This is a genomic window from Streptomyces sp. NPDC026515, from assembly GCF_055567595.1.
Genome location: NZ_JBVHQD010000011.1, coordinates 286854 through 310480, shown reverse-complemented (window position 1 = coordinate 310480; position 23627 = coordinate 286854). Strand labels below are relative to the sequence as shown.

21 protein-coding genes and 2 pseudogenes are annotated in these 23627 nt (G+C 72.2%); 14 read left to right on the top strand and 9 right to left on the bottom strand.

Going from position 1 to position 23627, the window contains the following annotated elements:
• Positions 1-13: 13 nt before the first annotated feature.
• Both ACZ4O3_RS24855 and ACZ4O3_RS24850 read right to left on the bottom strand, forming a co-directional pair.
• A complete protein-coding gene (locus tag ACZ4O3_RS24855; protein ID WP_467724287.1) occupies positions 14-1897 on the bottom strand; it encodes an ABC transporter ATP-binding protein in 1884 nt (627 codons plus the stop codon).
• Entirely contained in the window at positions 1894-3774 is a 1881-nt protein-coding gene (locus ACZ4O3_RS24850) for an ABC transporter ATP-binding protein (protein WP_467724285.1), read from the bottom strand. Before ACZ4O3_RS24850 ends, ACZ4O3_RS24855 begins: the two co-directional genes overlap by 4 nt.
• Positions 3775-3966: 192 nt before the next feature.
• Between ACZ4O3_RS24850 and ACZ4O3_RS24845 the strand changes: the two genes are divergently transcribed.
• From ACZ4O3_RS24845 to ACZ4O3_RS24830, 4 genes are read left to right on the top strand one after another with little or no spacing between them, the layout of a single operon-like run.
• Positions 3967-4875: an ABC transporter ATP-binding protein gene (locus tag ACZ4O3_RS24845; protein ID WP_467724283.1), complete on the top strand. Its 909-nt coding sequence runs from the start codon at positions 3967-3969 to the stop codon at positions 4873-4875.
• Positions 4872-5606 (top strand): ABC transporter permease, encoded by a 735-nt coding sequence (locus ACZ4O3_RS24840; protein WP_467724281.1) that lies wholly within the window; start codon positions 4872-4874, stop codon positions 5604-5606. The genes ACZ4O3_RS24845 and ACZ4O3_RS24840 overlap by 4 nt, the downstream gene beginning before the upstream one ends.
• A 25-nt stretch (positions 5607-5631) precedes the next feature.
• Positions 5632-6900, top strand: a complete 1269-nt coding sequence (locus ACZ4O3_RS24835; protein ID WP_467724280.1) for a sensor histidine kinase — start codon at positions 5632-5634, stop codon at positions 6898-6900.
• The gene (locus ACZ4O3_RS24830; RefSeq protein WP_362721716.1) at positions 6890-7534 is read left to right on the top strand and encodes a response regulator transcription factor; all 645 of its coding nucleotides are present in this window, start codon (positions 6890-6892) and stop codon (positions 7532-7534) included. Before ACZ4O3_RS24835 ends, ACZ4O3_RS24830 begins: the two co-directional genes overlap by 11 nt.
• A 181-nt stretch (positions 7535-7715) precedes the next feature.
• Here ACZ4O3_RS24830 and glgX read toward each other — a convergent pair whose 3' ends face one another.
• Positions 7716-9947, bottom strand: coding sequence for a glycogen debranching protein GlgX (gene glgX, locus ACZ4O3_RS24825; RefSeq protein WP_467724279.1), 2232 nt, complete (start codon positions 9945-9947; stop codon positions 7716-7718).
• Between the two features lie 242 nt (positions 9948-10189).
• Here glgX and ACZ4O3_RS24820 point away from each other — a divergent pair, with 242 nt between their 5' ends.
• The 6 genes from ACZ4O3_RS24820 (at position 10190) to ACZ4O3_RS24795 (ending at position 16468) form a co-directional block, all read left to right on the top strand.
• Positions 10190-11425, top strand: a complete 1236-nt coding sequence (locus ACZ4O3_RS24820; RefSeq protein WP_467724277.1) for a L,D-transpeptidase — start codon at positions 10190-10192, stop codon at positions 11423-11425.
• Between the two features lie 177 nt (positions 11426-11602).
• Complete coding sequence (locus tag ACZ4O3_RS24815; RefSeq protein WP_362722673.1) at positions 11603-12829, top strand: L,D-transpeptidase; 1227 nt, start codon at positions 11603-11605, stop codon at positions 12827-12829.
• 30 nt (positions 12830-12859) lie between these two features.
• Positions 12860-13627, top strand: coding sequence for an enoyl-CoA hydratase/isomerase family protein (locus ACZ4O3_RS24810; protein ID WP_362722670.1), 768 nt, complete (start codon positions 12860-12862; stop codon positions 13625-13627).
• 290 nt (positions 13628-13917) lie between these two features.
• Positions 13918-14421: an ATP-binding protein gene (locus tag ACZ4O3_RS24805; RefSeq protein WP_362722667.1), complete on the top strand. Its 504-nt coding sequence runs from the start codon at positions 13918-13920 to the stop codon at positions 14419-14421.
• A gap of 62 nt (positions 14422-14483) precedes the next feature.
• Positions 14484-15275 (top strand): polysaccharide deacetylase family protein, encoded by a 792-nt coding sequence (locus ACZ4O3_RS24800; protein ID WP_362722664.1) that lies wholly within the window; start codon positions 14484-14486, stop codon positions 15273-15275.
• Positions 15275-16468, top strand: a complete 1194-nt coding sequence (locus ACZ4O3_RS24795) for a YncE family protein (protein ID WP_467724275.1) — start codon at positions 15275-15277, stop codon at positions 16466-16468. Before ACZ4O3_RS24800 ends, ACZ4O3_RS24795 begins: the two co-directional genes overlap by 1 nt.
• Before the next feature lie 22 nt (positions 16469-16490).
• Here ACZ4O3_RS24795 and ACZ4O3_RS24790 read toward each other — a convergent pair whose 3' ends face one another.
• On the bottom strand, positions 16491-17123 hold the full coding sequence (locus ACZ4O3_RS24790; RefSeq protein WP_467724274.1) for a GNAT family N-acetyltransferase: 633 nt from the start codon (positions 17121-17123) through the stop codon (positions 16491-16493).
• Positions 17124-17176: 53 nt separating this feature from the next.
• On the opposite strand from ACZ4O3_RS24790, the gene ACZ4O3_RS24785 reads away from it, so the two are divergent.
• Complete coding sequence (locus tag ACZ4O3_RS24785; protein ID WP_362722655.1) at positions 17177-18088, top strand: helix-turn-helix domain-containing protein; 912 nt, start codon at positions 17177-17179, stop codon at positions 18086-18088.
• Positions 18089-18147: 59 nt separating this feature from the next.
• Complete coding sequence (locus ACZ4O3_RS24780) at positions 18148-18360, top strand: EF-hand domain-containing protein (protein WP_362722651.1); 213 nt, start codon at positions 18148-18150, stop codon at positions 18358-18360.
• A 50-nt stretch (positions 18361-18410) separates the two neighbouring features.
• Here the strand turns inward: ACZ4O3_RS24780 and ACZ4O3_RS24775 are convergent.
• Positions 18411-18755 (bottom strand): annotated as a pseudogene (locus ACZ4O3_RS24775) (ATP-binding cassette domain-containing protein); the annotation flags it as partial.
• 39 nt (positions 18756-18794) lie between these two features.
• On the opposite strand from ACZ4O3_RS24775, the pseudogene ACZ4O3_RS24770 reads away from it, so the two are divergent.
• Both ACZ4O3_RS24770 and ACZ4O3_RS24765 read left to right on the top strand, forming a co-directional pair.
• A pseudogene (locus ACZ4O3_RS24770) lies at positions 18795-19354 on the top strand (FadR/GntR family transcriptional regulator).
• 123 nt (positions 19355-19477) lie between these two features.
• The gene (locus ACZ4O3_RS24765; protein ID WP_467724271.1) at positions 19478-20176 is read left to right on the top strand and encodes an NADPH-dependent F420 reductase; all 699 of its coding nucleotides are present in this window, start codon (positions 19478-19480) and stop codon (positions 20174-20176) included.
• A gap of 301 nt (positions 20177-20477) precedes the next feature.
• On the opposite strand, the gene ACZ4O3_RS24760 is transcribed toward ACZ4O3_RS24765, so the two are convergent.
• The 4 genes from ACZ4O3_RS24760 to ACZ4O3_RS24745 form a co-directional block, all read right to left on the bottom strand.
• A complete protein-coding gene (locus tag ACZ4O3_RS24760; protein WP_385000734.1) occupies positions 20478-21155 on the bottom strand; it encodes a Crp/Fnr family transcriptional regulator in 678 nt (225 codons plus the stop codon).
• Positions 21156-21227: 72 nt separating this feature from the next.
• Positions 21228-21788, bottom strand: coding sequence for a glycoside hydrolase family 25 protein (locus tag ACZ4O3_RS24755; protein WP_362723321.1), 561 nt, complete (start codon positions 21786-21788; stop codon positions 21228-21230).
• Between the two features lie 89 nt (positions 21789-21877).
• Positions 21878-22921, bottom strand: coding sequence for a phosphatidylinositol-specific phospholipase C domain-containing protein (locus ACZ4O3_RS24750; protein ID WP_362723325.1), 1044 nt, complete (start codon positions 22919-22921; stop codon positions 21878-21880).
• A gap of 133 nt (positions 22922-23054) precedes the next feature.
• Entirely contained in the window at positions 23055-23603 is a 549-nt protein-coding gene (locus tag ACZ4O3_RS24745) for a GNAT family N-acetyltransferase (protein ID WP_467724269.1), read from the bottom strand.
• Positions 23604-23627 lie beyond the last annotated feature (24 nt).

The following is a 23627-nucleotide window of genomic DNA, read 5'->3' as shown; positions in this document are numbered from 1 at the left end:
CCCCGTCTCCCCGCTAGGCCAGACTGTCCCGCCACGCCCGGTGCAGATCGGCGAACCGGCCGGTGCCCGTGATGAGGTCGGCCGGGCGGCCGTCCTCGACGATCCGGCCGTGCTCCATCACGAGCACCCGGTCGGCGATCTCCACGGTGGACAGCCGGTGCGCGATGACCACCGCCGTACGGCCCTTCAGCACCGTCGACATGGCCCGCTGCACGGCCCGTTCCCCGGGGATGTCCAGGGAACTGGTCGCCTCGTCGAGGATCAGCACCGCCGGGTCGGCGAGCAAGGCGCGTGCGAAGGCCACCAGTTGGCGCTGCCCCGCCGAAATGCGCCCGCCGCGCTTGCGGACGTCCGTGTCGTAGCCGTCGGGCAGTGCGGCGATGAACTCGTGTGCGCCGATCGCCTTGGCCGCCTGCTCGATGTCCTCGCGGGTGGCGTCCGGGCGGCCGATGGCGATGTTCTCGGCGACCGTGCCGGAGAACAGGAACGCCTCCTGGGTGACCATCACGACCCCGCGCCGGAGTTCGGGCACGCTCAGCTCGCGCAGGTCCACGCCGTCCAGGAGGACCCGTCCGTCGGTCGGGTCGTAGAAGCGGGCGAGCAGCTTGGCGAGGGTCGACTTGCCGGCGCCGGTGGAGCCGACCACCGCGACCGTCTGCCCGGCCGGGAGGGTGAGGCCGAAGCGGGGCAGCACCTCGCCGCCGGTGCGGTAGGCGAAGCGGACGCCGTCGAAGACGACCTCGCGGCCGGGCAGTTCGCTCGCGGGCGGGGGCAGTTCCCTGGGGACCGAGGGCTCCGGCACGGACGGGGTCTGCGCCAGCAGGCCCGCGATCTTCTCCAGCGAGGCGGCCGCCGACTGGTAGGAGTTGAGGAACATGCCGAGGCGGTCGATCGGGTCGTACAGCCGGCGCAGGTACAGGACGGCCGCCGCCAGGACGCCCAGCTCCAGCGAACCGGACGCCACCCGGTAGGCGCCCCACAGCACGATCACCGCGACCGAGGTGTTGGCGACCAGCCGGGAGCCGACGACGTACCGCGCCATTTCGAGGAGCGCGTCGCCGTTGGTGCGTTCGTGGGTGCGGTTGAGCACGGCGAACTCGGCGTCGTTGGCGGCCTCCCGGCGGAACGCGCGCACCGGGCGGATGCCGTTCATCGTCTCGACGAACTTCACGATCACCGCGGCGATCGCCGTGGACCGCTTCTTGTACACCCGTACCGCACGCCGCTGGTACAGCCGGACCAGCAGGTACAGCGGCACGAACGAGGCCACGGCCACCGCGCCCAGGCCGAGGTCCAGCCAGAGCAGCATCGCCGAGATGTACAGGAACGAGAGGATGACCGTGACCAGCTCCTGGAGGCCCTCGCTCAGCAGCTCGCGCAGCGACTCGACGTCCGTGGTGGAGCGGGAGATCAGCCGGCCCGACGTGTAGCGCTCGTGGAAGTCGACGCTCAGGGCCTGTGCGTGGCGGAAGATACGGCCGCGCAGGTCGAGGAGGACGTCCTGGTTCACGCGCGCGGAGGCCTCGATGAAGGCGTACTGGAGGCCGCCGGAGAGCAGGGCGCTGAGGCCGTAGCCGACCGCCACCGCGATCAGCGGGCCGTGGTCGTGATGGCGGAACGCCGGTACGGCACGGTCGATGGCGTACGCCACCAGCAGCGGGCCGGCCTGCGCGGCCGCCTGCTGGAACAGCAGCAGGAGCGTGGTCACGGCGACCCGCGCCTTCATCGGCGCGAGGAGCGAGCGCAGGAGGGCGGCCGTGGCGCCGGGCGGGACGGGCAGCACGTCCCGGTCGAAGGGGTCGCCGGTGGCGGTCGCGGCGTCGGCGCCTCCGGCCGCTTTCGGGCGGGGGAGTTCGTCGTCCTCGTCGGGGACGGGCAGGGAGGTGGCGGCGGTCATCGGCGGTGATCCTCCCCGGACATCAGGTGGGCGTACTCGGCGTTGCTGCGGAGCAGTTCCTGGTGGGTGCCGACGGCGGTGACCCGGCCGCCGGCGAGCAGCGCGACGCGGTCGGCGAGCAGGACGGTGGAGGGACGGTGGGCGACGATCAGGGCGGTGGTGTCGGCGAGCACGTCGCGCAGGGCGGCCTCCACGGCGGCCTCCGTGTGCACGTCCAGGGCGGAGAGCGGGTCGTCGAGGACGAGGAAGCGGGGCCGGCCGACGACCGCCCGGGCGAGCGCGAGGCGTTGGCGCTGGCCGCCGGAGAGGGTGAGGCCCTGCTCGCCGACCTGGGTCGCGGTGCCCTGCGGGAGGGCGTGCGCGAAGTCGGCCTGGGCGACGGCGAGGGCCCGGTCCAGCTCCGGTTCGCCGGCGCCGGCCTCGGCGCCCATCAGGACGTTCTCGCCGACCGAGGCGGAGAAGAGGGTGGGTTCCTCGAAGGCCACGGCGACCAGGGTGCGGAGCTCCTCGCGGGGCATGGCGGTGATGTCCCGGCCGTCGAGGGTGATCCGTCCGGAGGTCGCCTCGTGCAGGCGGGGGACGAGGGCGGTGAGCGTGGTCTTCCCACTGCCGGTGGCGCCGACGAGGGCCATGGACTCACCGGGGCGGATGTGGAGGTCGATCTCGGCGAGGGTGGGGGGCGAGTCGGGGGAGGCGTCCGGATAGCGGAAGGAGACGGAGTGGAAGCGGATGCCATCGTTGTCGGCCGCGTGCGCGTGGGGGCCGCCCGCGGGGTTCCCCTCGCCCCTGACGGGGCACTCTGCGGCGCCCCGAAGGGGCGCGGGCAACTGCGCGCTCGGCCCCCACCGGCCCGCACCCGAATCCGCGTCCTTCCGAACCGCGTCCTCCCGCGCGGCGTCCCGCACCTCGAAGTACCGTTCGGTGGCCGTGGCCGCCTCCTGACTCATCGCCAGCAGGAAGCCGATCGACTCCACCGGCCAGCGCAGCGCCAGTGCCGTCGACAGGAACGCCACCAGCGTTCCCGCGCTCAGCTCACCCTCCGCGACCTGGACCGAACCCCACAGCAGCGCCGCCCCGATGGCCAGCTCCGGGAGGGTCACGATGACGCCCCAGATCGCCGCCAGCATCCGCGCCTTGCGCAGCTCCGTACCCCGCAGCGTCCGCACCAGGTCGCGGAACGCGCGCGCCTGGCTGCGGTGCCTGCCGAACCCCTTGATGATGCGGATGCCGAGCACGCTCTCCTCGACCACCGTCGTCAGGTCGCCCACCTGGTCCTGGGCGAGCCGGGCCACCGCCGCGTACCGCTTCTCGAAGATCGCGCACGTCACCATCACGGGGATCGTGGGGACGAGGATGACCAGGCCCAGCGTCCAGTCCTGGAGCAGCATGATGATCACGCCGACGAGGATGGTCACTCCGTTGACCAGCAGGAAGGTCAGCGGAAAGGCGAGGAACATGCGGAGCAGCATCAGGTCCGTGGTGGCCCGGGAGAGCAGCTGGCCGGAGGCCCAGCGGTCGTGGAAGGCGACCGGCAGACGCTGCAGATGGCCGTAGAGGTCCGCCCGCATGCCCGCCTCGACGTGCGAGAGGGGTCTGGCCACCAGCCAGCGCCGCAGCCCGAAGAGCAGCGCCTCGGCGAGCCCGAGCACCAGCAGGTACAGCGCGCCGAGCCAGACCCCGCCGGGGTCCCGGTCGGCCACCGGACCGTCCACCATCCACTTGAGGACGAGCGGGATGACGAGTCCGGTACAGGAGGCGATCACGGCCACGAACGCCGCGACGGACAGCCGCACCCGCACCGGCCGCACGTACGGCCACAGGCGCAGAAGGGAACGGAGGGCGGACCGGTCCTTGGTGGTTGCACGTGTCGGAGGCATCAGGAGCGAGCCTACGGATCGGCACTGACAACGCCTACCGAGTTTCGGCCGGACCGCGGTCCGCCGGTGGTCCTACGACCAGCACGTTCGGGGGGTCGTACCACCGGATCCGCCGCATCAGCCGATCGGCCGATGCCGCTTCCAGCGGGGCGGACGATGTGCCGGACCGGGCCCGGACGGGACCCTCGGTCCATGCCATCCGTCATCGAAGTGACAGACCTGCGGAAGTCGTACGGCGGCCACCCCGTCGTGGATGGGGTGAGTCTCGCCGTCGAGGAAGGGGAGATCTTCGGGATCCTCGGGCCGAACGGCGCCGGCAAGACCACCACCGTGGAGTGCGTGGAGGGGCTGCGGGTGCCCGACGGCGGCCGCGTCCGGGTCACCGGGCTCGACCCCGTCTCCGAGCACCAGAAGGTCGCCCGCGTCCTCGGCGCCCAGCTCCAGCAGAGCGAGCTGCAGCCCAAACTCAGCGTCCGCGAGGCCCTGGAGCTGTACGCCTCCTTCTATCCGGCCCCGCTGCCATGGGCCCCGCTCGCCGAACGGCTCGCGCTCACCGACAAGCTCGGCACCCGGTTCGGCAAGCTCTCCGGCGGTCAGCGGCAACGCCTGTTCATCGCGCTGGCGTTGATCGGGAACCCCCGGATCGTGGTGCTCGACGAGCTGACCACCGGGCTCGATCCGCGGGCCCGGCGGGACACCTGGGAGCTGATCGAGGACGTCCGGGACCGCGGCGTCACCGTCCTGCTGGTCACGCACTTCATGGAGGAGGCGCAGCGGCTGTGCGACCGGATCGCGGTGATCGACAAGGGGCGGGTGGCAGCCCTGGACACCCCGGCCGGGCTGATCCGCCGTTCCGCCGGGGCCACCGTCATCAGCTTCACCCCCTCCGTCCCGCTGGACGACGAGGATCTGGCCGCGCTCCCGGCCCTCGCCTCGATCGGGCACAGGGACGGCCGGGTCACCCTCTCCGGCACCGACGAGACCGTGAACGCGGTCATCACCCTGCTCGCCCGGCACCGCGTCACCGCCCACCAGCTCCGGGTCGTGGACGCGACCCTCGACGACGCGTTCCTGGACCTGACGAAGGAGGAAGCGGTATGAACACCGCCGTCCTGCGCACCGAGTTCCGGCTGTTCCGCCGTGAACCCGGCGCGGTCTTCTGGATCTTCCTGTTCCCGACCCTGCTCCTGGTGATCCTCGGCTCGATCCCCTCGTTCCGGGACGCCGACAAGTCGCTGGGCGGGCTGCGGCCGGTCGACGCCTACGTCCCCGTCGCCGTACTGATCGCCCTGATCATGTCCGGGGTGCAGTCGCTGCCCCAGGTCCTGACCGGCCACCGGGAGCGGGGCATCCTGCGGCGGATGCGGCTCACCCCCGTGCGGCCCTCCGCGCTGCTGTCCGCGCAGATGGTCGTGACGGGCACGGTCGCACTGGGCTCGGCGCTGCTCGCGCTCGTCGTCGGCCGGCTCGCCTTCGACGTGCGGCTGCCCCGGCAGCCGGGCGGCTACCTGCTGGCACTGCTGCTGACGACCGCGGCCGCCCTCGCTCTCGGCTCCCTCGTCTCCGCGCTGTCCCGCACCACGAAGATCGCGGGCGCGATCGGCTCGGCGGTGTTCTTCCCGATGATGTTCTGCGCGGGCGTGTGGCTGCCGGTGCGGGAGATGCCGCACGCGATGGCCTGCGTGGTCCAGCTGACCCCGTTCGGTGCGGCGGCCCGCGCCCTGGACCAGGCCGCCGCCGGTCACTGGCCCGGCTGGGACCACCTGGGCGTGCTCGCCGTCTGGGCGGTGCTGCTGACGGCCGGTGCCGCCCGCTGGTTCCGCTGGGAGTAGGCGGCCGGCCGTGCAGACTGGGGACATGACCGAGGACGACAGCGGGTCCGACGGCGGGGACGACGGCCGGATCGACCGGCGCTGGGAGCAACTGCACACCTGGGGGCCGTTCGGGTTCCTCGGCATCAGTGTCGTCCTCGGGATCGCCACCGCCGATCCCCACACCTCGCGTGCGGTGTGGTCGACCGCCTGGTCCCTGACCGGCGCCGCGGTCGTCCTCCAACTGTGGTGGCACGGCACCCGGTCGCGCCGCCCCGACCGCGGCCGTACGCCCACCCCGGCCGGGGGCGGGTACTACGTGGTCCGGTGGGCCCTGGCCTTCGCGCTCGCCTGGCTCAACCCGTTCTTCGCGTTCTACGCCGCCACCGGTTACATGGACGCCGACGAACTGCTGCCGCGCCGGTGGCGGCGGCTCGGGCTGCTGGCGAGCGCGGTCACCGTGGCCGGCGCGCAGGCAGGCGGGATGCCGTTCCACAGCGTGCTCCAGTGGGTCCTCTTCGGCGTGCTGCTGCCCGTCAACTCCGTTCTCCAGATGGCCATCGCCCACCTCAACGAGCAGGAGAGACAGCGGTCCCGCGAGCGCACCGAGACCATCGCCGCCCTGCGCCAGGCCCTGGACGAGAACGCGGCGCTGCACGCCCAGCTCCTCGTCCAGGCGCGGGAGGCGGGGGTCGCCGACGAGCGGCGGCGGCTGGCCGCCGAGATCCACGACACCATCGCCCAGGGCCTGGCCGGGATCATCGCCCAGCTCCAGGTCGTCACCAACACCCCGGATCCGAAGGCGGCCGAGGAGCACGTGGGCCGCGCCCTGGCGCTGGCCCGGCACAGCCTGGGCGAGGCCCGCCGCTCCGTGCACAACCTGGCCCCGGTGGCCCTGGAGCACGACGGGCTGCCCGAGGCGCTGCGCAAGACGGTCAGCGAATGGGGCGAACGGACCGACACCCGGGCCGAGTTCACCCTCACCGGGACCGCCGAGCACCTCCACGAGGAGGTCGCCGCCACGCTCCTGCGCATCGTCCAGGAGGCCCTGTCCAACGCGGCCCGGCACGCGCGCGCCTCCCGCGTCGGCGTCACCCTCTCCTACCTGGGCGACGAGGTGATCCTCGACATCCGTGACGACGGCACCGGCTTCGACCTCCTCGCCCTGCCCGCCCGCAGCAGCGCCGGCGGCTTCGGCCTGGACGGGATGCGGGCCCGCGCCGAACGCATCGCCGGTGCTCTGACCGTGGAGTCCGAACCGGGACTCGGCACGGCCCTGTCGGCACGCGTACCGTTGGTCCGCCATGACAGCTGACCCCCCGATCTCCCTGCTGATCGTCGACGACCACCCCGTCGTCCGCGACGGCCTGCGCGGCATGTTCACGTCCGCACCCGGGTTCACGGTCCTCGACGAGGCCCCGGACGGCGTCGCGGCCGTCGCGCTCGCCCGCGCCCTCGACCCCGACGTCATCCTCATGGACCTGCGCATGCCGGGCGGCGGCGGAGTCGACGCCATCCGGGAACTGACCCGGCAGGGCACCCGCGCCAGGATCCTGGTCCTCACCACCTACGACACCGACTCCGACACCCTCCCCGCCATCGAGGCCGGCGCCACCGGCTACCTGCTCAAGGACGCCCCGCGCGAGGAGCTCTTCACCGCCGTCCGCGCCGCCGCCCAGGGCCGTACCGTCCTCTCCCCGGCCGTCGCCTCCCGCCTGGTCACCGCCGTCCGCACCCCCGGCGCCCCGGGCAACGAACCGCTCTCCGCCCGCGAACGCGAGGTCCTGGCCCTGGTCGCCAGGGGCACCTCCAACCGCGAGGTGGCCCGCGAACTCTTCATCAGCGAGGCCACCGTGAAGACCCACCTCACCCACCTCTACACCAAGCTGGGCGTCAACGACCGCGCGGCGGCGGTCGCGACGGCCTACCAGCGGGGGATCCTCGGTTAGGGCGTGTTGCGAAAGTCCCGTCTGCGGTACACGCCGTGCACGCACTCTCGCCGCACCGGGCGAAAGCCCGAGTACATCCAGGACGAGGACTTGCGCCCGGCACGCCGGGAGCACGCACCTGACGCCGCACGGCCCGCCCTCCGGGCGAACGACGGGACTTTCGCAACACCCCCTAGCCCGGTCAGCCGGCCACCCTGAGCAGCAGGACCGCCCGCGCCGGCACCGTGATCGCCGTCCCGGCCTCGTGCACCACGCCCGGTGCCTCGCTCTGTTCCTCCCGTGAGGTGTCGACGAGCACCTCGTACCGTTCCGCCCACGGCGGGCCCGGCAGCAGGAACTCCGCCGGCCGGCCGCCGGCGTGCAGGACGGTCAGGAAGCTGTCGTCCAGGACCGGCGCCCCGCGCTCGTCGCGGCCGGGGATGTCCCGCCCGGAGAGAAACATGCCGAGCGTGGCGGCGGGCGCGTACCAGTCGCCCTCGGTCATCTCCTCGCCCCGCGCGGTGAACCAGGCCAGGTCGCGCAGCCCGTCCGCCGAGTGGGCACGGCCCGAGAAGAAGGCGCGACGGCGCAGGACCGGGTGGCGGTGGCGCAGCCGGATCAGCCGGGAGGTCAGGTCGAACAGCGGCCGCCAGTCCGGGTCGTCCAGCAGCTCCCAGTCCAGCCAGCTGATCTCGTTGTCCTGGCAGTAGGCGTTGTTGTTGCCCCGCTGGGTACGGCCCAGCTCGTCGCCGGCGACCAGCATCGGAACGCCCGTCGACAGCAGCAGGGTGGTCAGCAGATTCCGCAACTGCCGCCTGCGCAGCGCCCGTACGTCCTCGTCGGCCGTCTCGCCCTCCACCCCGCAGTTCCACGAGCGGTTGTCACCGGCGCCGTCGCGGTTGTTCTCGCCGTTGGCCTCGTTGTGCTTCGCCTGGTACGACACCAGGTCGCGCAGGGTGTAACCGTCGTGCGCGGTGATGAAGTTGACCGAGGCGTAGGGCCGCCGGCCGCCCCAGGCGTAGAGGTCGCTGGAGCCCGAGAGGCGGTAGCCGAGGTCGCGGACGTCGGGCAGGGCGCCGCGCCAGAAGTCCCGGACGGCGTCCCGGTAGTGGTCGTTCCACTCGGTCCACAGCGGCGGGAAGGCGCCCACCTGGTAGCCGCCGGAGCCCACGTCCCACGGCTCGGCGATCAGCTTCACCCGGCGCAGCACCGGGTCCTGGGCGATCACCGCGAGAAAGGGGGAGAGCATGTCGACGTCGTGCATCGAGCGGGCCAGCGCGGCGGCGAGGTCGAAGCGGAACCCGTCCACGCCCATCTCGGTCACCCAGTAGCGGAGGGAATCGGTGATCAGGCGCAGGACGTGCGGCCGGACCACGTGCAGGGTGTTGCCGCAGCCGGTGTAGTCGGCGTAGTGCCGGGCGTCGTCCTGGAGCCGGTAGTACCCCCGGTTGTCGATGCCCTTCAGGGACAGCGTCGGCCCCAGCTCCCCGGCCTCGGCCGTGTGGTTGTAGACCACGTCGAGGATGACCTCGATGCCGGCCGCGTGCAGGGCGCGCACCATCCGCTTGAACTCGCCGACCTGCTGTCCGGTCGTACCGGAGGCGGCGTAGGCGGCGTGCGGGGCGAAATAGCCGACGGAGTTGTAGCCCCAGTAGTTCCTCAGGCCCCGCTTCAGCAGGTGGTCCTCGTGCGCGAACTGGTGCACGGGCAGCAGTTCCACGGCCGTCACGCCGAGGTTCACGAGGTGCTCGACGGCGGCCGGGTGGGCCAGCCCCGCGTAGGTGCCGCGGAGTTCGGCGGGTATGCCCGGGTGCAGTCTGGTGAAGCCGCGCACGTGCAGCTCGTAGATGACGGAGTCCGCCCACGGCGTCTTCGGGCGGTGGTCGTCGGACCAGTCGTCGTCGTCGTGGACGACCACGCCCTTCGGGATGTGCGGCGCCGAGTCCCGGTCGTCCCGGACGGTGTCGGCGACCTGCTGGTCGGGCCAGTCGCGGACGTGCCCGTACACCTCCGGCGGCAGGCCGAACTCACCGTCCACCGCACGCGCGTACGGGTCGAGCAGCAGCTTCGCCGGGTTCCAGCGGGCGCCGGTCCACGGGTCCCAGCGGCCGTCGACCCGGTAGCCGTACCGCTGCCCCGGCAGCACTCCTGGCACGAACCCGTGCCAGATCTCGTGCGTCAGTTCGGTCAGCGGGATCCGGGTCTCCCGGCCCTGTTCGTCGAAGAGGCAGAGCCGGACCGCCTCGGCCCCGGCCGCCCACAGGGCGAAGTTGGTGCCGGCCACCCCGTCCGGGCCGACCCGGAACCGGGCGCCCAGCGGAGTCGACGACCCCGGCCAGGCGGCCGGGACGGGGAGGGCCGTCCCGTTCACCACGGGGGCCTCCGCCTTCGGGGCCCGCGCCCGTGCCCCCTGCTGCTCGGCTGCGCTCGTCACCTGTCGGCCCCTTTTTTGTTCCGCGGCTCGCCGACCCCCGGGGCGCACCTCACCCGTGTCCGGGCAGCTGACCGCGCCCGGACTCCCGGTCCCGGGCACGGTCGGCGGCTCGCTACGGCACGCCCGCGACGGCTCTCGCACGGGCGCGGCGGCTCCCCAGCTCGTCGTCCTTCCCTCTGTTCTGCCCAGTGCCGGCGTCGCACTCACGTTTCCCCGGGGCGGCCCCGGTCGTTGAGTCCCATGTGAGTCATCCACAAGGGCGCGCACGGCGCGCGGGGGCCGCGTTGGCCGCGGCACTGACATGGGCGGCGCTGCTGGCGGGAGCCGCCGGCTGCTCCTCCGACGACACGGAGGGGCTCGGCATCGGCCATGTCCTCGGGGGCGCACCCCCGGCTCCCGAGGACGTCATCCGCATCACCCCGGACGACGGCACCAGAGCCGTACGTCCGGCCGAACGGCTGACGGTACGGGTACCCGGCGGCCGCCTGGAATCCGTCAGCGTCGTCAAGTCCCAGGACGCCCAGGACTCCCCGGTCCCCGGGCACATCGCCGCGAACGGCACGACCTGGCAGCCCGACGACCCGAAACTGGCGCTGGCCGCCAAGTACACGGTCGACGCGGTCGCCCTGGACCGCGACGGCCGCCGCTCGGCCCGCCACACCACCTTCACCACACTCGTCCCCGACGAACGCTTCATCGGATACGTCACCCCCGAGAACCGCGCCGTCGTCGGCACCGGCATGATCGTCTCCCTGGCCTTCAGCCGCGACATCGACAACCGGGCCGCCGTCGAACGCGCCGTCCGGGTCAGCGCCAGTCCCGCGGTCGAGATCCGGCCGCACTGGTTCGGAAAGAACCGGCTCGACTTCCGCCCCGAGCACTACTGGCAGCCCGGCACGGTCGTCACCGTCGGCCTCGAACTCCGCGACGTCGAAGGGGCCCGCGGGGTGTACGGCCTCCAGTACAAGACGTTCACCTTCACCGTCGGCCGCAGCCAGGTCTCCCTGGTCGACGCGGCCAAACACACGATGGAGGTCCGCCGCGACGGCACCCTGCTCTCCACCGTGCCGATCACCGCGGGCGCGCCCGCCCACACCACCTACAACGGGAAGATGGTGGTGATGGAGATGCACGAGGTGACCCGCATGAACAGCCGCACGGTCGGCTTCGGCGGCGAGTACGACATCCCCGACGTCCCGCACGCCCTCAAGCTCACCGACTCCGGCACCTTCCTGCACGGCAACTACTGGGCGCCGGACGCCCCCGGACGCGTCAACGTCAGCCACGGCTGTGTGGGCCTGCGCGATGTGAAGGGCGGCGGCTCGGACACGCCCGCCGGCTGGTTCTACGACCGCACCCTGATCGGGGACGTGGTCGAGGTCGTCCACAGCAACGACAAAATGGTCGCTCCCGACAATGGCCTCGGAGGGTGGAACATGGGTTGGAAGGAGTGGAAGGCGGGCGGCGCGGTCAAGTAACCAGGTGGGGGACGGTCCGGTGCGGGGCGGAGACCGCCGTGCGAGGCGACGGAAGTTGCGACGCAACGGTGACATTCGCCCAACACCAAGCTCAAAACCGTCCGGTTACTATGCGCCAATGCGCGGGCGGAACGCGCCGGGGTGGGCCTGACCAGGCCCTGGGAGGGGAGAACGACGTTGAACATACGGCCGATATCGGGGGCGGCGGTCAGGGCCCGGGGCAAGGGGCTGGCCGTCGTGGCCGGAATTCTGCTCATGACGGTCACCGCGTGCGGGGGCGGCTCCTCCGACAAGGGGAGCGGGGCCGGCAAGGAGAAGGACTCCACGACCCAGGCGAGCAAGCAGTCCGTCGCCACGGTCAGCATCAGCCCCAAGTCCGGGGCGACCGACGTGGACACCAGCGGGGCGCTCAAGGTCAGCGCCGCCCAGGGCAAGCTGACCGATGTGGAGGTCAAGGACTCCAAGGGCGACAAGGTCGACGGCACGATCGCGGCGGGCGGTACCAGCTGGACGCCGGCCGGCCACCTCGCCAGCTCCACGAAGTACACGGTGCACGCGGTCGCGAAGGACACCGCGGGACGTGAGTCGGCCGAGGACTCCACGTTCACCACGCTCACCCCGAAGAACACGTTCACCGGGTACTTCACGCCGGAGGACGGTTCCACGGTCGGCGTCGGGATGCCGTTCTCCATCCGGTTCACCCGGGGCATCACCGACCCGGCCGCCGTCGAGAAGGCGATCACCGTCAAGACCGAGCCGGCGGTCGACGTCCAGGGCCACTGGTTCGGCAACGACCGCCTCGACTTCCGTCCCGAGGACTACTGGGCGTCCGGCACGAAGGTCTCCGTCACGCTCGACCTCGACGGTGTCGAGGGCCGTGACGGGGTGTACGGCAAGCAGGCCAAGACCGTGAAGTTCACGATCGGCCGTAACCAGGTGTCGATCGTCGACGCCAAGAAGCACACGATGAAGGTCATGCAGGACGGCAAGGTCGTGAAGACCCTCGCCGTCACGACCGGCAAGCCCGGGTACGACACGTGGAACGGCCAGATGGTCATCAGCGAGAAGCTGCGGGTGACCCGGATGAACGGCGAGACCGTCGGCTACGGCGGCGAGTACGACATCAAGGACGTGCCGGACGCGATGCGGCTGACCACGTCGGGCACGTTCATCCACGGCAACTACTGGGGCGGGGACGCCTTCGGGAACTACAACGCCAGCCACGGGTGCGTGGGGCTGCGGGACATCCGGGGCGGGGGTGACCGGGGGGTGCCGGCCGCCTGGTTCTTCGACCACTCGATCATCGGGGACGTGGTGACCGTGAAGAACTCCCACGACGAGACCGTCTCTCCCGACAACGGCCTCAACGGCTGGAACATGTCGTGGAAGCAGTGGACCGCGTAGGGGCAGTGAACGCCCGCTAACCTGCGGGTCATGACTGTGACCCTCGAAGTCTCCGAAGGCGTCGGGACCATCCGCCTGGAGCGGCCCCCGATGAACGCCCTGGACGTCGCCACCCAGGACCGGCTCAAGGAACTGGCGCAGGAGGCCACCCGCCGCGAGGACGTTCGCGCCGTCGTCATCTACGGCGGTGAGAAGGTCTTCGCGGCCGGGGCCGACATCAAGGAAATGCAGAACATGGACCACGCGGCCATGATCGTGCGCTCCCGTGACCTCCAGGACTCCTTCACCGCCGTCGCCCGGATTCCCAAGCCGGTCGTCGCCGCCGTCACCGGGTACGCGCTCGGCGGCGGCTGCGAACTCGCCCTCTGCGCCGACTACCGGATCGCCGCCGACAACGCCAGGCTCGGCCAGCCGGAGATCCTGCTCGGGCTGATCCCGGGCGCCGGCGGTACCCAGCGGCTGCCCCGGCTGGTCGGGCCCTCCAGGGCCAAGGACCTGATCTTCACGGGCCGTATGGTCAAGGCGGACGAGGCACTCGCCATCGGCCTGGTCGACCGGGTCGTACCCGCCGCCGACGTCTACACCGAGGCGCACGCCTGGGCGGCCCGGCTCGCCAAGGGGCCCGCGATCGCGCTCCGGGCGGCCAAGGAGGCGATCGACACCGGTGTCGAGACGGACCTGGAGACCGGTCTCGCCGTCGAACGGAACTGGTTCGCAGGGCTGTTCGCGACCGAGGACCGTGAACGCGGTATGCGCAGCTTCGTGGAGGAAGGGCCGGGCAAGGCCAAGTTCCTGTGATCTTCGCCCCGTTGTGAAAGTCCCGAACCACTTGCAATTGACGTGATGTCTGATTCCCGGGTCCCTCGATGGGGCGGTTTATGGGAGCCTTAACGCGCCCTTAAGTCTGCCTTGTCGAGGGAGTCTGTCGATTGCCCGGAGATGAGTCGTCGCCGCAGGTCGGACAGGCTGTCAGCACCACCGAAATGCCGATGGCATATGCCGTTGGGCCGATGTCGGACGGGGGCTTCGCGGGGGCGTATTCCTCCGGAACGGCCACGGGAGGCCCGCCGGGCGGCCATGATGGGGGCATGGCGGGGCTGGAGGGCATCGAACAGCCGCGGGGACACAGCCGTGCGGCCGCGGCGCGGTGGTCGCCTGCGGTCGAGGACGAGCGGGCGCTCAAGGCGATCGAGTTGTTCGGCAATCCGACGGAGGCGGAGGTTCCGCTGCCGTCCCGCCCCGAGTCCGCGGCGACCGCCCGCCGGCTCGCCCAGGTCGTGGTCCTGCGCCAGTGGCGGCTCAGCCCCAGGATGACGGAGGACGCGGTCTTACTCGTCTCCGAACTCGTGGGCAATGCCGTACGGCACACCGGTGCCCGCGTGTTCGGGCTGCGGATGCGCCGCCGCCCGGGTTGGATCCGGGTGGAGGTCCGGGACCCGTCGCGGGGGCTGCCGTGCCTGATGCCGGTTCAGGAGCTGGACATCAGCGGGCGGGGCCTGTTCCTGGTGGACAAACTGTCGGACCGGTGGGGCGTCGATTTGCTGCCGCGAGGAAAGACGACCTGGTTCGAGATGCGGGTGGCCGATCGGTGAGGGCTCGCCTGACGAGCCCCCTATCAGGTCAATCACCCATTTTCTTGTCCTATCCCCCTTAAATGGGGCTCGTGACCACCTCCAACCGACGCGGCGTCCTCCGCGCAGGTGCCGGCCTCATCGCCGGAGGCACACTCGCCACGGGTTGCGGCACCACGGGTGCGGACGCGGCACCTCCGCACCTCGCCGCCAACCTCGCGTCGACCACTCCCGCCTCGGCCGCGCCCGCCGCCGCCCCCCGCGCCTTCCCCGGACAGCCGCTCCAGATCACCCACGGGCCCCGCGCGAGCGCCTCCGTCGCGCTCACCTTCCACGGCCAGGGCGATCCCGCCCTCGCCACCCGGCTCCTCGCCACCGCCGAGGAACACGGTGCCCGTCTCACGGTCCTGGCCGTGGGCAGCTGGCTGGACGCGCATCCCGCCATGGCCCGCCGCGTCCTCGACGGCGGCCACGACCTCGGCAACCACACCCAGCGGCACATCTCCGTCAACGCCATGGCCGAGGCCGGCGCCCGCGCGGAGATCACCGAGTGCGCGGACCGCCTCAGACGGCTCACCGGGTCGATCGGCAGCTGGTTCCGCCCCTCCAGGGCGCCCACGGCCACCCCGCTCGTCGCCCGGCTCGCCACCGAGGCCGGCTACCCGCACGTGCTGTCGTACGACGTCGACTCGCTCGACTACACCCGGCCCGGCGCGGCCGCCATCACCCGCAAGGTGCTCGCGGAGGTCACGGGCGGCTCGGTGGTGAGCATGCACTTCGGATATCCGGAAACGGCCGACGCCCTGCCCGGCGTACTCCAAGAACTCCACCGCCGCGGACTGCACGCGGTCACCACCACGGAGCTGTTGAGCTGATGCGAACCACGAAAGCCGCCCGGCTGCCCGCCGCCCTGGCCGCCCTCGCCGCCCTGGCACTGCTGTCCGCGTGCGGCGGCGGATCCGGGGACCCCGAGACACCGGCCGCCCGCGACACCGCGTCCGTACGGCCCCAGGCGAAGAAGGCGGAGCCGGCCGTCGACGTACTGCCGGGCATGCCCCCGGTCCTCGACCCCTCCGACGTGTACGCCGCCGACCGCCCCGGCAACCTCTCGCCCGTCGTCAAGGACTTCCCGTCCCGGATCTACGTCCCCAACACCAACTCCGACACCGTCTCCGTCATCGACCCGAAGACCTACCGGGTGACCGAGACCATCCGGGTCGGCCGCCAGCCCCAGCACGTCGTGCCCTCCTGGGACCTGAAGACCCTGTGGGTCAACAACGACCTGGGCAACAGCCTCACCCCCATCGACCCGCGGACCGGCCGCGCCGGCCGGCCGGTCGCCGTGCACGACCCGTACAACCTGTACTTCACGCCCGACGGCAGGTACGCGATCGTGATGGCCTCCGCGGACCGCCAGCTGGTGTTCCGGGACGCGCACACCATGAAGACCGTCAAGACCGTCCCGGTCGGCTGCTACGGCGTCAACCACGCCGACTTCTCCACGGACGGCCGGTACTTCATCGTCTCCTGCGAGTTCAGCGGGGAGCTGCTCAAGGTGGACACCGAGAAGATGGAGGTGCTCCGGCACGAGAAACTGCCGTTCCACGGCGCCATGCCGCAGGACGTCAAGATCTCGCCCGACGGCAAGCTGTTCTACATCGCCGACATGATGGCCGACGGGGTGTGGATCCTGGACGGCGACCACTTCACCAAACCCGCCTTCCTGGCCACCGGCAAGGGCGCACACGGCCTGTACGTCAGCCGGGACTCCCGCGAGATGTACGTCTCCAACCGGGGCGAGGGCACCATCTCCGTCTTCGACTTCGCCCAGAACCGGCTGACGAAGAAGTGGCAGCTGCCGGGCGGCGGCAGCCCGGACATGGGCGGGGTGTCGGCGGACGGCAAGGTCCTGTGGCTGTCCGGCCGGTACAACTCCGAGGTCTACGCCATCGACACCGGCACGGGTGCCGAACTGGCCCGCATCCACGTCGGCAGCGGCCCGCACGGCCTCGCCGTCTATCCGCAGCCGGGCCGCTACTCCCTCGGCCACACCGGCATCTTCCGCTGACCGCGGCCCGGGTCCGGGCGGTTCAGGGTTCGAGCAGCAGCGCCTCGGCGCCGACCGGCAGATAACCGGCGGCCTGGAACGCCCGTACGCTCCGGGCGTTCCCTGGGGCGACCTGCGCCCACAGGGGCTCCCCGGCCAGCTGCCGGGCGGCGGTCACCAGGGCCCGGCCCAGCCCCCGCCGCCTTACCCCCTCGTCCACCTCCACCGAGACCTCCAGGCGTCCGGCGACCCCGCGGCCCAGGACGACCACCCCGCCCTGAGCCGCCCAGGCCCGTACCTCGGTCCGGCGGGCGCGGGCGTAGGCGACCCGGGAGTGGCCGGGGCCGGTGAGTTCGGTCAGCGGGAGCTCCGGCCGGCCCGGGAGGGGGCCCGCCACCAGCAGCGCGTCGACGGTCTCCTGCTCGCGGCCGGTGCGCTCCATCAGGGCGACCAGGAAACGGGCGTTCATGGTCGCGCACAGCGGATCGCAGGGGATCGCGCGCAGCGTGTCGTACACCCACTCCGGGTCCTCGTCGGTGAAGACGACCGAGTGCGCGGTGAAGGAGAGGACCCCCGCGTCCCGGCCGGACGGCTGCGGGACGACGGTCGTACCGCCGTCGGCCGGGGGGAAGACGCCACGGGCCGCCGCGTCGAGAATGTCCCGCAAGGTCCCCATGGCCGTGCCCGCTCCTTGAGTCTCCACCCACTGGAAGGCCCACACTCGCAGACATGATCGAGGACGGCACCGGACTTCTCACCATCGGCGAACTGGCGCGCGCCACCGGGCTGACCGTGCGCACCATCCGCTACTGGTCCGACGAGGGCGTGCTCACCCCGGTGGGCCGGTCGTCCGGCGGCTACCGGCTGTACGACGCCGGGTCCTTCGCCCGGCTCGAGTTGATCCGCACCCTGCGCGAGCTGGGCCTCGGCCTGGCGCATGTGCGTGCGGTGCTCTCCGGTGAGCAGACGGTGGCGCAGGTCGCGGCGGCGCACGTGGCGGCGCTGGACGCGCAGATCCGGTCGCTGAAGGTGACCCGGGCGGTGCTCTCGACGGTGGCGCGACGCGGTTCGAGTGCGGAGGAGACGACCCTGATGAACAGACTGGCACGGCTGTCGGCGGCCGAGCGGCGGCGGATCCTGGAGGAGTTCGTCGAGGAGACCCTGCACGGCCTCGACACCGTCGATCCGGAGATCCGCAAGCGGATGCTCGCCGCCGTGGCGGAACTGCCGGTGGACCCGAGCCCTGAACAGGTCGACGCGTGGGTGGAGCTGGCCGAGATGGTCCAGGACCCGGACTTCCGGGCCCGGATGCGCAGGGCGACCGAGTTCAACGCGGCCGACCGGGGGCCCGATGTGCCGGCCGGGGCCTCCCTGTGGTTCATGAAACGGCTCATCGACCTGGTCGGCGAGGCGCGTCGGCGGGGCATCGCGCCCGAGGCGCCGGAGGCCGGCGCGGTGCTGCGCGAACTGCTGGGCGACGCCGACCCGGCCGCCGTGCTGGCACGGCTGGACACCGCCTTCGACGACCGGCTCGCCCGCTACCGCGAACTGCTCGCCGTGCTGAAGGGACAGCCCCTCAGGGTTCACGCGGAGGAGTTCACCTGGGCGGCCGCGGCTCTGCGGGCTCGTGTGGACCGTTAATCTGACCTGCGACAGCACGCCGACACGGCACAGGTACTACGAACAAAAGGGGCGGATCGGTGGCGGACATCGAAGAAGCGCGCACTCACTTCCAGCGGATCGATGCGGACGGTGACGGTTTCATCACCGCCGTCGAGTTCAAGACCGCCCTTGCGCAGGGCGGCGACTGGAACGTCACCGAGACGGTCGCCCAGGCGATCATCAACAGCCGCGACCTGAACGGCGACAAGGTCCTGTCGTTCGACGAGTTCTGGGCCCACCTGAGCAAGTAGACGCCAGGAGTGAAGCGGAGGGGGCCCGGATCCAGGGCCCCCTCTTCTCGTGGCCGGGGCTCGACCCGGACGGTCCGGCGGCCGCCGTGCCGTTCCAGGGTCAGCGGCAGGCCGAAGCACTTGCCGACCTGGTCGCTGGTGAGGACGCCGGCGGCCGGGCCCGGCGCCGGCGCGCGGCCGTCGCGCAGCAGCAGGGCGTGGCTGGTGCCCGCCGGGAGCTCCTCCGAATGATGCGTGACCAGGACGGTCGCCAGCCGGGGACCGGTCCGGCGCAGCGCGTCCAGCGCGGTGAGCAGCCGCTCCCGGCCGGGCAGGTCCAGGCCGGCGGCCGGTCCGTCGAGCAGCAGGAGCCGGGGCTCGGGCATCAGGGTGCGGGCGATCGGGGTCCGGTTCCTGTGCGACGTGCCGCTCCGCAGCAGCGCTGGTGACACCGCCTGGTCCTCGGCCCCGTCCGCCCGAGCCCCCTGGTCGAACAGGCCGCCGCCTGGCTGCGCGAGCAGATCACCGGCGGCGTCTGGCCGGTCGGCACCCGGCTGCCCGGTGAGACGACCCTGGTGAAGGAGCTCGGCGGCCGCTCCACGGTCCGTGAGGCGCTGCGCGCGCTCGCGGGGGCCGCTCCGGTGCGGCCCCGGCGGGGCTCGGGCGTCATCGCCGCCGAGGCCGCCGAGGACTGGCCGACCCGGCTGCGCCGGGCCGCGGGGGACGGGGGACGGGGGACGGGGACGCCCCGGCCTTCGTCGACGCCGACATCGCCTTCCACGCGGCGGTGGTCGCCGTCGCGCACAACTCCGTGCTCGCCGATCTGTTCGCCGAGTTCAGGCCGGCGCTCCGGGAGGGGCTGATCGAGCTGCCGGCCCTGACCGGCCTGCGCGCCACCGACCCCCACACCGGGGACGAGGCCCACGAGGCGCTGGTGCGGGCGCCGGCGGACGGCGACGCGGAGTCCGCGGCGCAGGTGCTGCGGGCGGAACTGACGGATCCGTTCGCGGGGTGACCGGGGGAGCGGGGCCGCGCGGCAGCGGGGGCCGCCGGGCAGCGAAGGCCGCGGGCGGATCACTCGATCGGCGCAGCTGTGGAATAGCTCACAGGCGACCGGGGTTATGGCCGCCGACAGTGCATGCATGCGCGTGCATCGAATCTCGAAAGGCGTGTCATGAAGATCGGCATCATTGGCGCGGGCAACATCGGCGGCAACCTCACGCGGCGGCTCACCGCCCTCGGCCACGACGTCTCGGTGGCGAACTCACGCGGCCCCGAGACGCTGCGCGAACTGGCCGAGGAGACCGGAGCGACGGCCGTGCGGGCCGAAGAGGCCGCGCGCGGCGCCGAGGTCGTGGTCGTCACGGTCCCGGTGAGGGCGGTCCCGGACCTGCCGGCGGGCCTGCTGGACGGCGCGGCGGCGAACGTCGCCGTGATCGACACCGGCAACTACTACCCGCGGGAGCGGGACGGCCGCATCGACGAGATCGAGGCCGGGGACGTCACGGAGAGCCGCTGGACCGAGCGGCAGATCGGGCACCCGGTGATCAAGGCATTCAACGGCACCTACGCGCAGGACATCCTGGACCGTCACCGTCCCGCCGGCGACCCCGGCAGGCAGGCCGTCCCGGTCTCCGGCGACGACGAGGCGGCCAAGCGGGTCGTCCGCGCCCTGATCGACGAACTCGGCTTCGACACGGTCGACAACGGCGGCATCGACGACTCCTGGCGCCAGCAGCCGGGCACCCCGGTGTACGGCCTGCGGGACGGCGCCGAGGGCGTCCGCAAGGCCCTGGCGGAGGCGTCCCCGGAACGGCCCGAGAGCTTCCGCGGATAGGGTCTTCCGTCGCCCCGGCCCCACCCCCGGGCGGGATCGGGGCGCTGTGCGCCACATGGCGTAGACACCGCCGCCGGCAGGTTCTATCCAGAACACGGCACACCGTGCCGGGGGCCGGTCACCGCACCCGCCGTCCGGCACCACCCGGACTCCCCGTGGGCTCGGGGGACCGTCACGCGCGAGAGCGAGACCGGGGGACGCTCCCGGCACGGCGGGCCCACGGGGGTGGCCGGCGGCGGGACCGATCTGGGGAGCCCGGTCCCGCCGTCCGTGCCGCGTCGGACGACGGGCCCCGTGCCGGTCAGCCGCCGAACGCCTGCTCCTTCAGCCGCTCCGCGGCGCGCACCGCCAGCCATTGGCGTCCGGTCACGATCCACCCTCGGGAGCGCCATTGCTCCAGGACCCGGCTCACCGTCCGCCGGGAGGTCAGCAGGAGGCCCGCCAGGTCGTCCTGGGAGAGGCTGAGGGCTATGCAACGGCCGGGGCCGTCCGGTTCCGGCAGGCCGCAGCGTTCCACCAGGTCGAGGAGGAGCGCGGCGAGCCGGGCGGGGACCGGTCCGGTGATGCCGGCGCGCTGGACGTCGGCCTCGCGCAGCCGTCGCACCAGCGTCTGCTCGAAGGCGGCGGCGATGCCGGGGCGGCCCCGGGCCAGTGCGCGGAAGCGGCCGGCGGGCAGGTGCAGCAGCTCGGCGGCGGTGGCCGTGACCAGGGTGGCGGAGCGGCGGCCGTTCTCCACCGAAGCCTGCTCGCCGAGGAGTTCGCCGGGGCCGCGCAGCGCGAGCAGGGCGCGGTAGCCGGCGTGTGACTGGGCGACGACCTTGACCCAGCCGTGCAGCAGCACGACGAGATGGTCGGAGTCCTCGCCCTGGGTGAGGAACTGCCGGTCGGCGGGGAGCGGGACTCGCGTCGCCGCCCGCAGCAGCACCGCCCGGTCGGTGGCGTCGAGGGCCTCCCAGAAGGGGGCGGGGCTGGTCACCACGGTTCACAGTGTCGCCCCGGCGCGCGGGACCGAAACCTGGCGGCCTCGCCGGAGGGCGGCGAGCGCGGGCGCTCAGTCGCCCTTCAGCGCCCAGGACTTGAGCGCCGCCTTGGAGGCGAAGTCCGCCACGTTCTTGTCGTGCGGGTCGCTGGTGTACTGGTGGAAGCGCCACTTGGCCTGGATGCGCGGGTGGCCGGCGCTGACGTAGTCGGCGATCCAGAGGCCGTCGCCGGCGAACGAGGTGGTGTCGACGGTCAGCCAGAAGTTCCGGTTCGTGTACAGCACGACCCGGTGGCTGGGCCGCAGTTCCTGCACCGTTCGGATGAAGCGGTCCTTCTCGGCGTTGCTCGCGCGGGTGCCGTCGCCGGTGGTCTCCCAGTCGACGGCGAGGATCTCGCCCGCCTTCTCGGGGGCGTGCCTGACGAAGTACTCGGCCTGGGCGTCGAGGTTGCCCGGCCACAGGAAGTGGTAGTAGCCGACGACCAGTCCGGCGTCCCGGCCGGTCTTGGTCTGGGCGGCGAGCTTGGGATTGACGTACGAACGCCCCTCCGTCGCCTTGATGAAGACGAAGGAGAGGCCGTCCGTGTCGTAGGCGGAGGACTGGTACGCGCTCACGTCGATTCCGTGCAGCATGTGGGGGACTCCCTGGGGAGCAGGAATTGAAAGTGCCTGTTCCGTATTCCCCGGATCGGCACCGGCGATCCTCGTGGGCGCGTGATTCGTCAGCTCCGGGCTGCCGTCTCGCCGAGCACGGCCGCCGGCTTGGTCGACCAGTCCGAGGTGATGACGGCGGCGTGGTCCGCCGCGAGCAGCGCGAGCCGGGCCGCGACCTCGGCGTCGGTCGGGCTGGTCGAGGAGATCACCGGCGAGACGCCGGCGGCGTCCGTCATGATCAGGATGTAGTGGTTCGTGGAGTAGAACGACGTGTCGTAGCCGTTGTTGACGTAGGTCGCGGCGTCGCCGTCGAAGAACACGAACCAGGGCCGGACGGCGGCGTCGTACCGGCTGGTGCGCGGATCTCCGTTCGCCGCGCCCAGCACGGCCGGGAAGGCCTGGGCCGCCGAGATCTGCCCGGCGGCGTACAGGTCGTGGAGATGGTCGCCGTACTCCTCGTCCGTCCAGTAGTGGTCGAACGGGTTGGCCTGCTCCACCGTGCCCGGGATCAGCTCGAAGAGGAACTTGCCCCTGAGCGCGTCCCGGGTGGGCCAGGCGTCGGCCCTGGCGGCGGCGTCGAGCGTGGAGTACGAGGATCCGAGCAGGTCGGCGGGCTTGTACACGCTGCTGCCGAGTTTCTGCGAGACGAGGGTGTCGAACTCGTCCGGCCCGAGGCCCACGTTGTTGTTGAACCCGACCTTCATCTCGACCTTGACCACGACGGGCGCGTGGTCCGGGTGCAGCTGCTCCCAGGCGGCCATGTTGTCCAGGCAGCCGCCCAGGTCCTGGTTGCGGCTCTGGCTGTACAGCTCGCCCGGCGTGTCGGCGTGCTCGCAGTTGTTGTCGTTCCCGAACGGGTTGCTGTGGCTGACCCGCCACCGCTTGCTGAGGCTGTCCGCGTACACGTCCAGCTCCAGCAGGGAGGCGCCGGAGTCCAACGCCTGCGCCCAGTACGTGTACTTGTCCTTCTCATAGGCGTTGTGCGTGCCGATGGTGGTGGTCCCGGAGAACTTCGCCGCGTCCAGGTCCGTGTCCGCGTGCGCGGTGCCGGGCACCACCAGGAACAGCGCCCCGGCGGCGGCGACCGCCGCCAGCCGTCTGAGAACCCGCATGAGCCAACTCCCTGAATCCGAGGGTGAGTTGGCGGCAGCGTAGAGGCAGGCGGTTACCGCGCGGTAGCCCCAGGGGGAACTCCGGTCACCGCCGTACGACGGCGACGGACGATCCGCGGGAAGCGGCCCGGACTCAACGCGACGGCGTGGCCGGCGGCCGCACACCGAACCACTGCTCGGCGCCGTACTCCTCGAACCGGTCCACCTCGGTGAACCCCAGCTTCGCCGCGAGGCGCATCGAGCGGTCGTTGGCGGTCTGGGTGGTGAGCACCACCGGCTCGCCGGGCAGCGCGGCGGTGAACCAGTCGAGCGCGGCCGCGCACGCCTCGGCGGTGTACCCGTGGCCCCAGGCCTTGGGCAGGGTCAGGTAGCCCAGCTCGGTCTCCCCGGCCTCCGGACGGACGCGCACCGGACGCTCGGTGCCGCGCCCTTCGAGCGTGACCAGGCCGATCATCGCCCCGTCCAGTTCGATCACGAAAACGCCGGGACGCCGTCCGGGCACCTCGGGCACCGCGCGTTCGAGCTCGGCGCGCGGCCGGGGGCCACCGAGGTAGGTGCCCACCTCCGGTGAGGCGAACAGCTCGACGAACGCGGCCCGGTCCCGGGCCTCGGACGCGCGGAGCACGAGGCGTTCGGTCCTGATGGGGGCAGGGGGCCAGGCACCGGGCCCGAGTCCGGTCATGGCCGGCAATCTACCCGGCCCGTC

What these genes read in the sequence shown, in the direction of transcription:
- ACZ4O3_RS24855 (WP_467724287.1), bottom strand. Translation starts at nt 1,897, where the DNA reads ATGACCGCCGCCACCTCCCTGCCCGTCCCCGACGAGGACGACGAACTC.
- ACZ4O3_RS24850 (WP_467724285.1), bottom strand. Translation starts at nt 3,774, where the DNA reads ATGCCTCCGACACGTGCAACCACCAAGGACCGGTCCGCCCTCCGTTCC.
- ACZ4O3_RS24845 (WP_467724283.1), top strand. Translation starts at nt 3,967, where the DNA reads ATGCCATCCGTCATCGAAGTGACAGACCTGCGGAAGTCGTACGGCGGC.
- ACZ4O3_RS24840 (WP_467724281.1), top strand. Translation starts at nt 4,872, where the DNA reads ATGAACACCGCCGTCCTGCGCACCGAGTTCCGGCTGTTCCGCCGTGAA.
- ACZ4O3_RS24835 (WP_467724280.1), top strand. Translation starts at nt 5,632, where the DNA reads ATGACCGAGGACGACAGCGGGTCCGACGGCGGGGACGACGGCCGGATC.
- ACZ4O3_RS24830 (WP_362721716.1), top strand. Translation starts at nt 6,890, where the DNA reads ATGACAGCTGACCCCCCGATCTCCCTGCTGATCGTCGACGACCACCCC.
- ACZ4O3_RS24810 (WP_362722670.1), top strand. Translation starts at nt 12,860, where the DNA reads ATGACTGTGACCCTCGAAGTCTCCGAAGGCGTCGGGACCATCCGCCTG.
- ACZ4O3_RS24805 (WP_362722667.1), top strand. Translation starts at nt 13,918, where the DNA reads ATGGCGGGGCTGGAGGGCATCGAACAGCCGCGGGGACACAGCCGTGCG.
- ACZ4O3_RS24800 (WP_362722664.1), top strand. Translation starts at nt 14,484, where the DNA reads ATGGGGCTCGTGACCACCTCCAACCGACGCGGCGTCCTCCGCGCAGGT.
- ACZ4O3_RS24795 (WP_467724275.1), top strand. Translation starts at nt 15,275, where the DNA reads ATGCGAACCACGAAAGCCGCCCGGCTGCCCGCCGCCCTGGCCGCCCTC.
- ACZ4O3_RS24790 (WP_467724274.1), bottom strand. Translation starts at nt 17,123, where the DNA reads ATGGGGACCTTGCGGGACATTCTCGACGCGGCGGCCCGTGGCGTCTTC.
- ACZ4O3_RS24785 (WP_362722655.1), top strand. Translation starts at nt 17,177, where the DNA reads ATGATCGAGGACGGCACCGGACTTCTCACCATCGGCGAACTGGCGCGC.
- ACZ4O3_RS24765 (WP_467724271.1), top strand. Translation starts at nt 19,478, where the DNA reads ATGCATGCGCGTGCATCGAATCTCGAAAGGCGTGTCATGAAGATCGGC.
- ACZ4O3_RS24755 (WP_362723321.1), bottom strand. Translation starts at nt 21,788, where the DNA reads ATGCTGCACGGAATCGACGTGAGCGCGTACCAGTCCTCCGCCTACGAC.
- ACZ4O3_RS24750 (WP_362723325.1), bottom strand. Translation starts at nt 22,921, where the DNA reads ATGCGGGTTCTCAGACGGCTGGCGGCGGTCGCCGCCGCCGGGGCGCTG.
- ACZ4O3_RS24745 (WP_467724269.1), bottom strand. Translation starts at nt 23,603, where the DNA reads ATGACCGGACTCGGGCCCGGTGCCTGGCCCCCTGCCCCCATCAGGACC.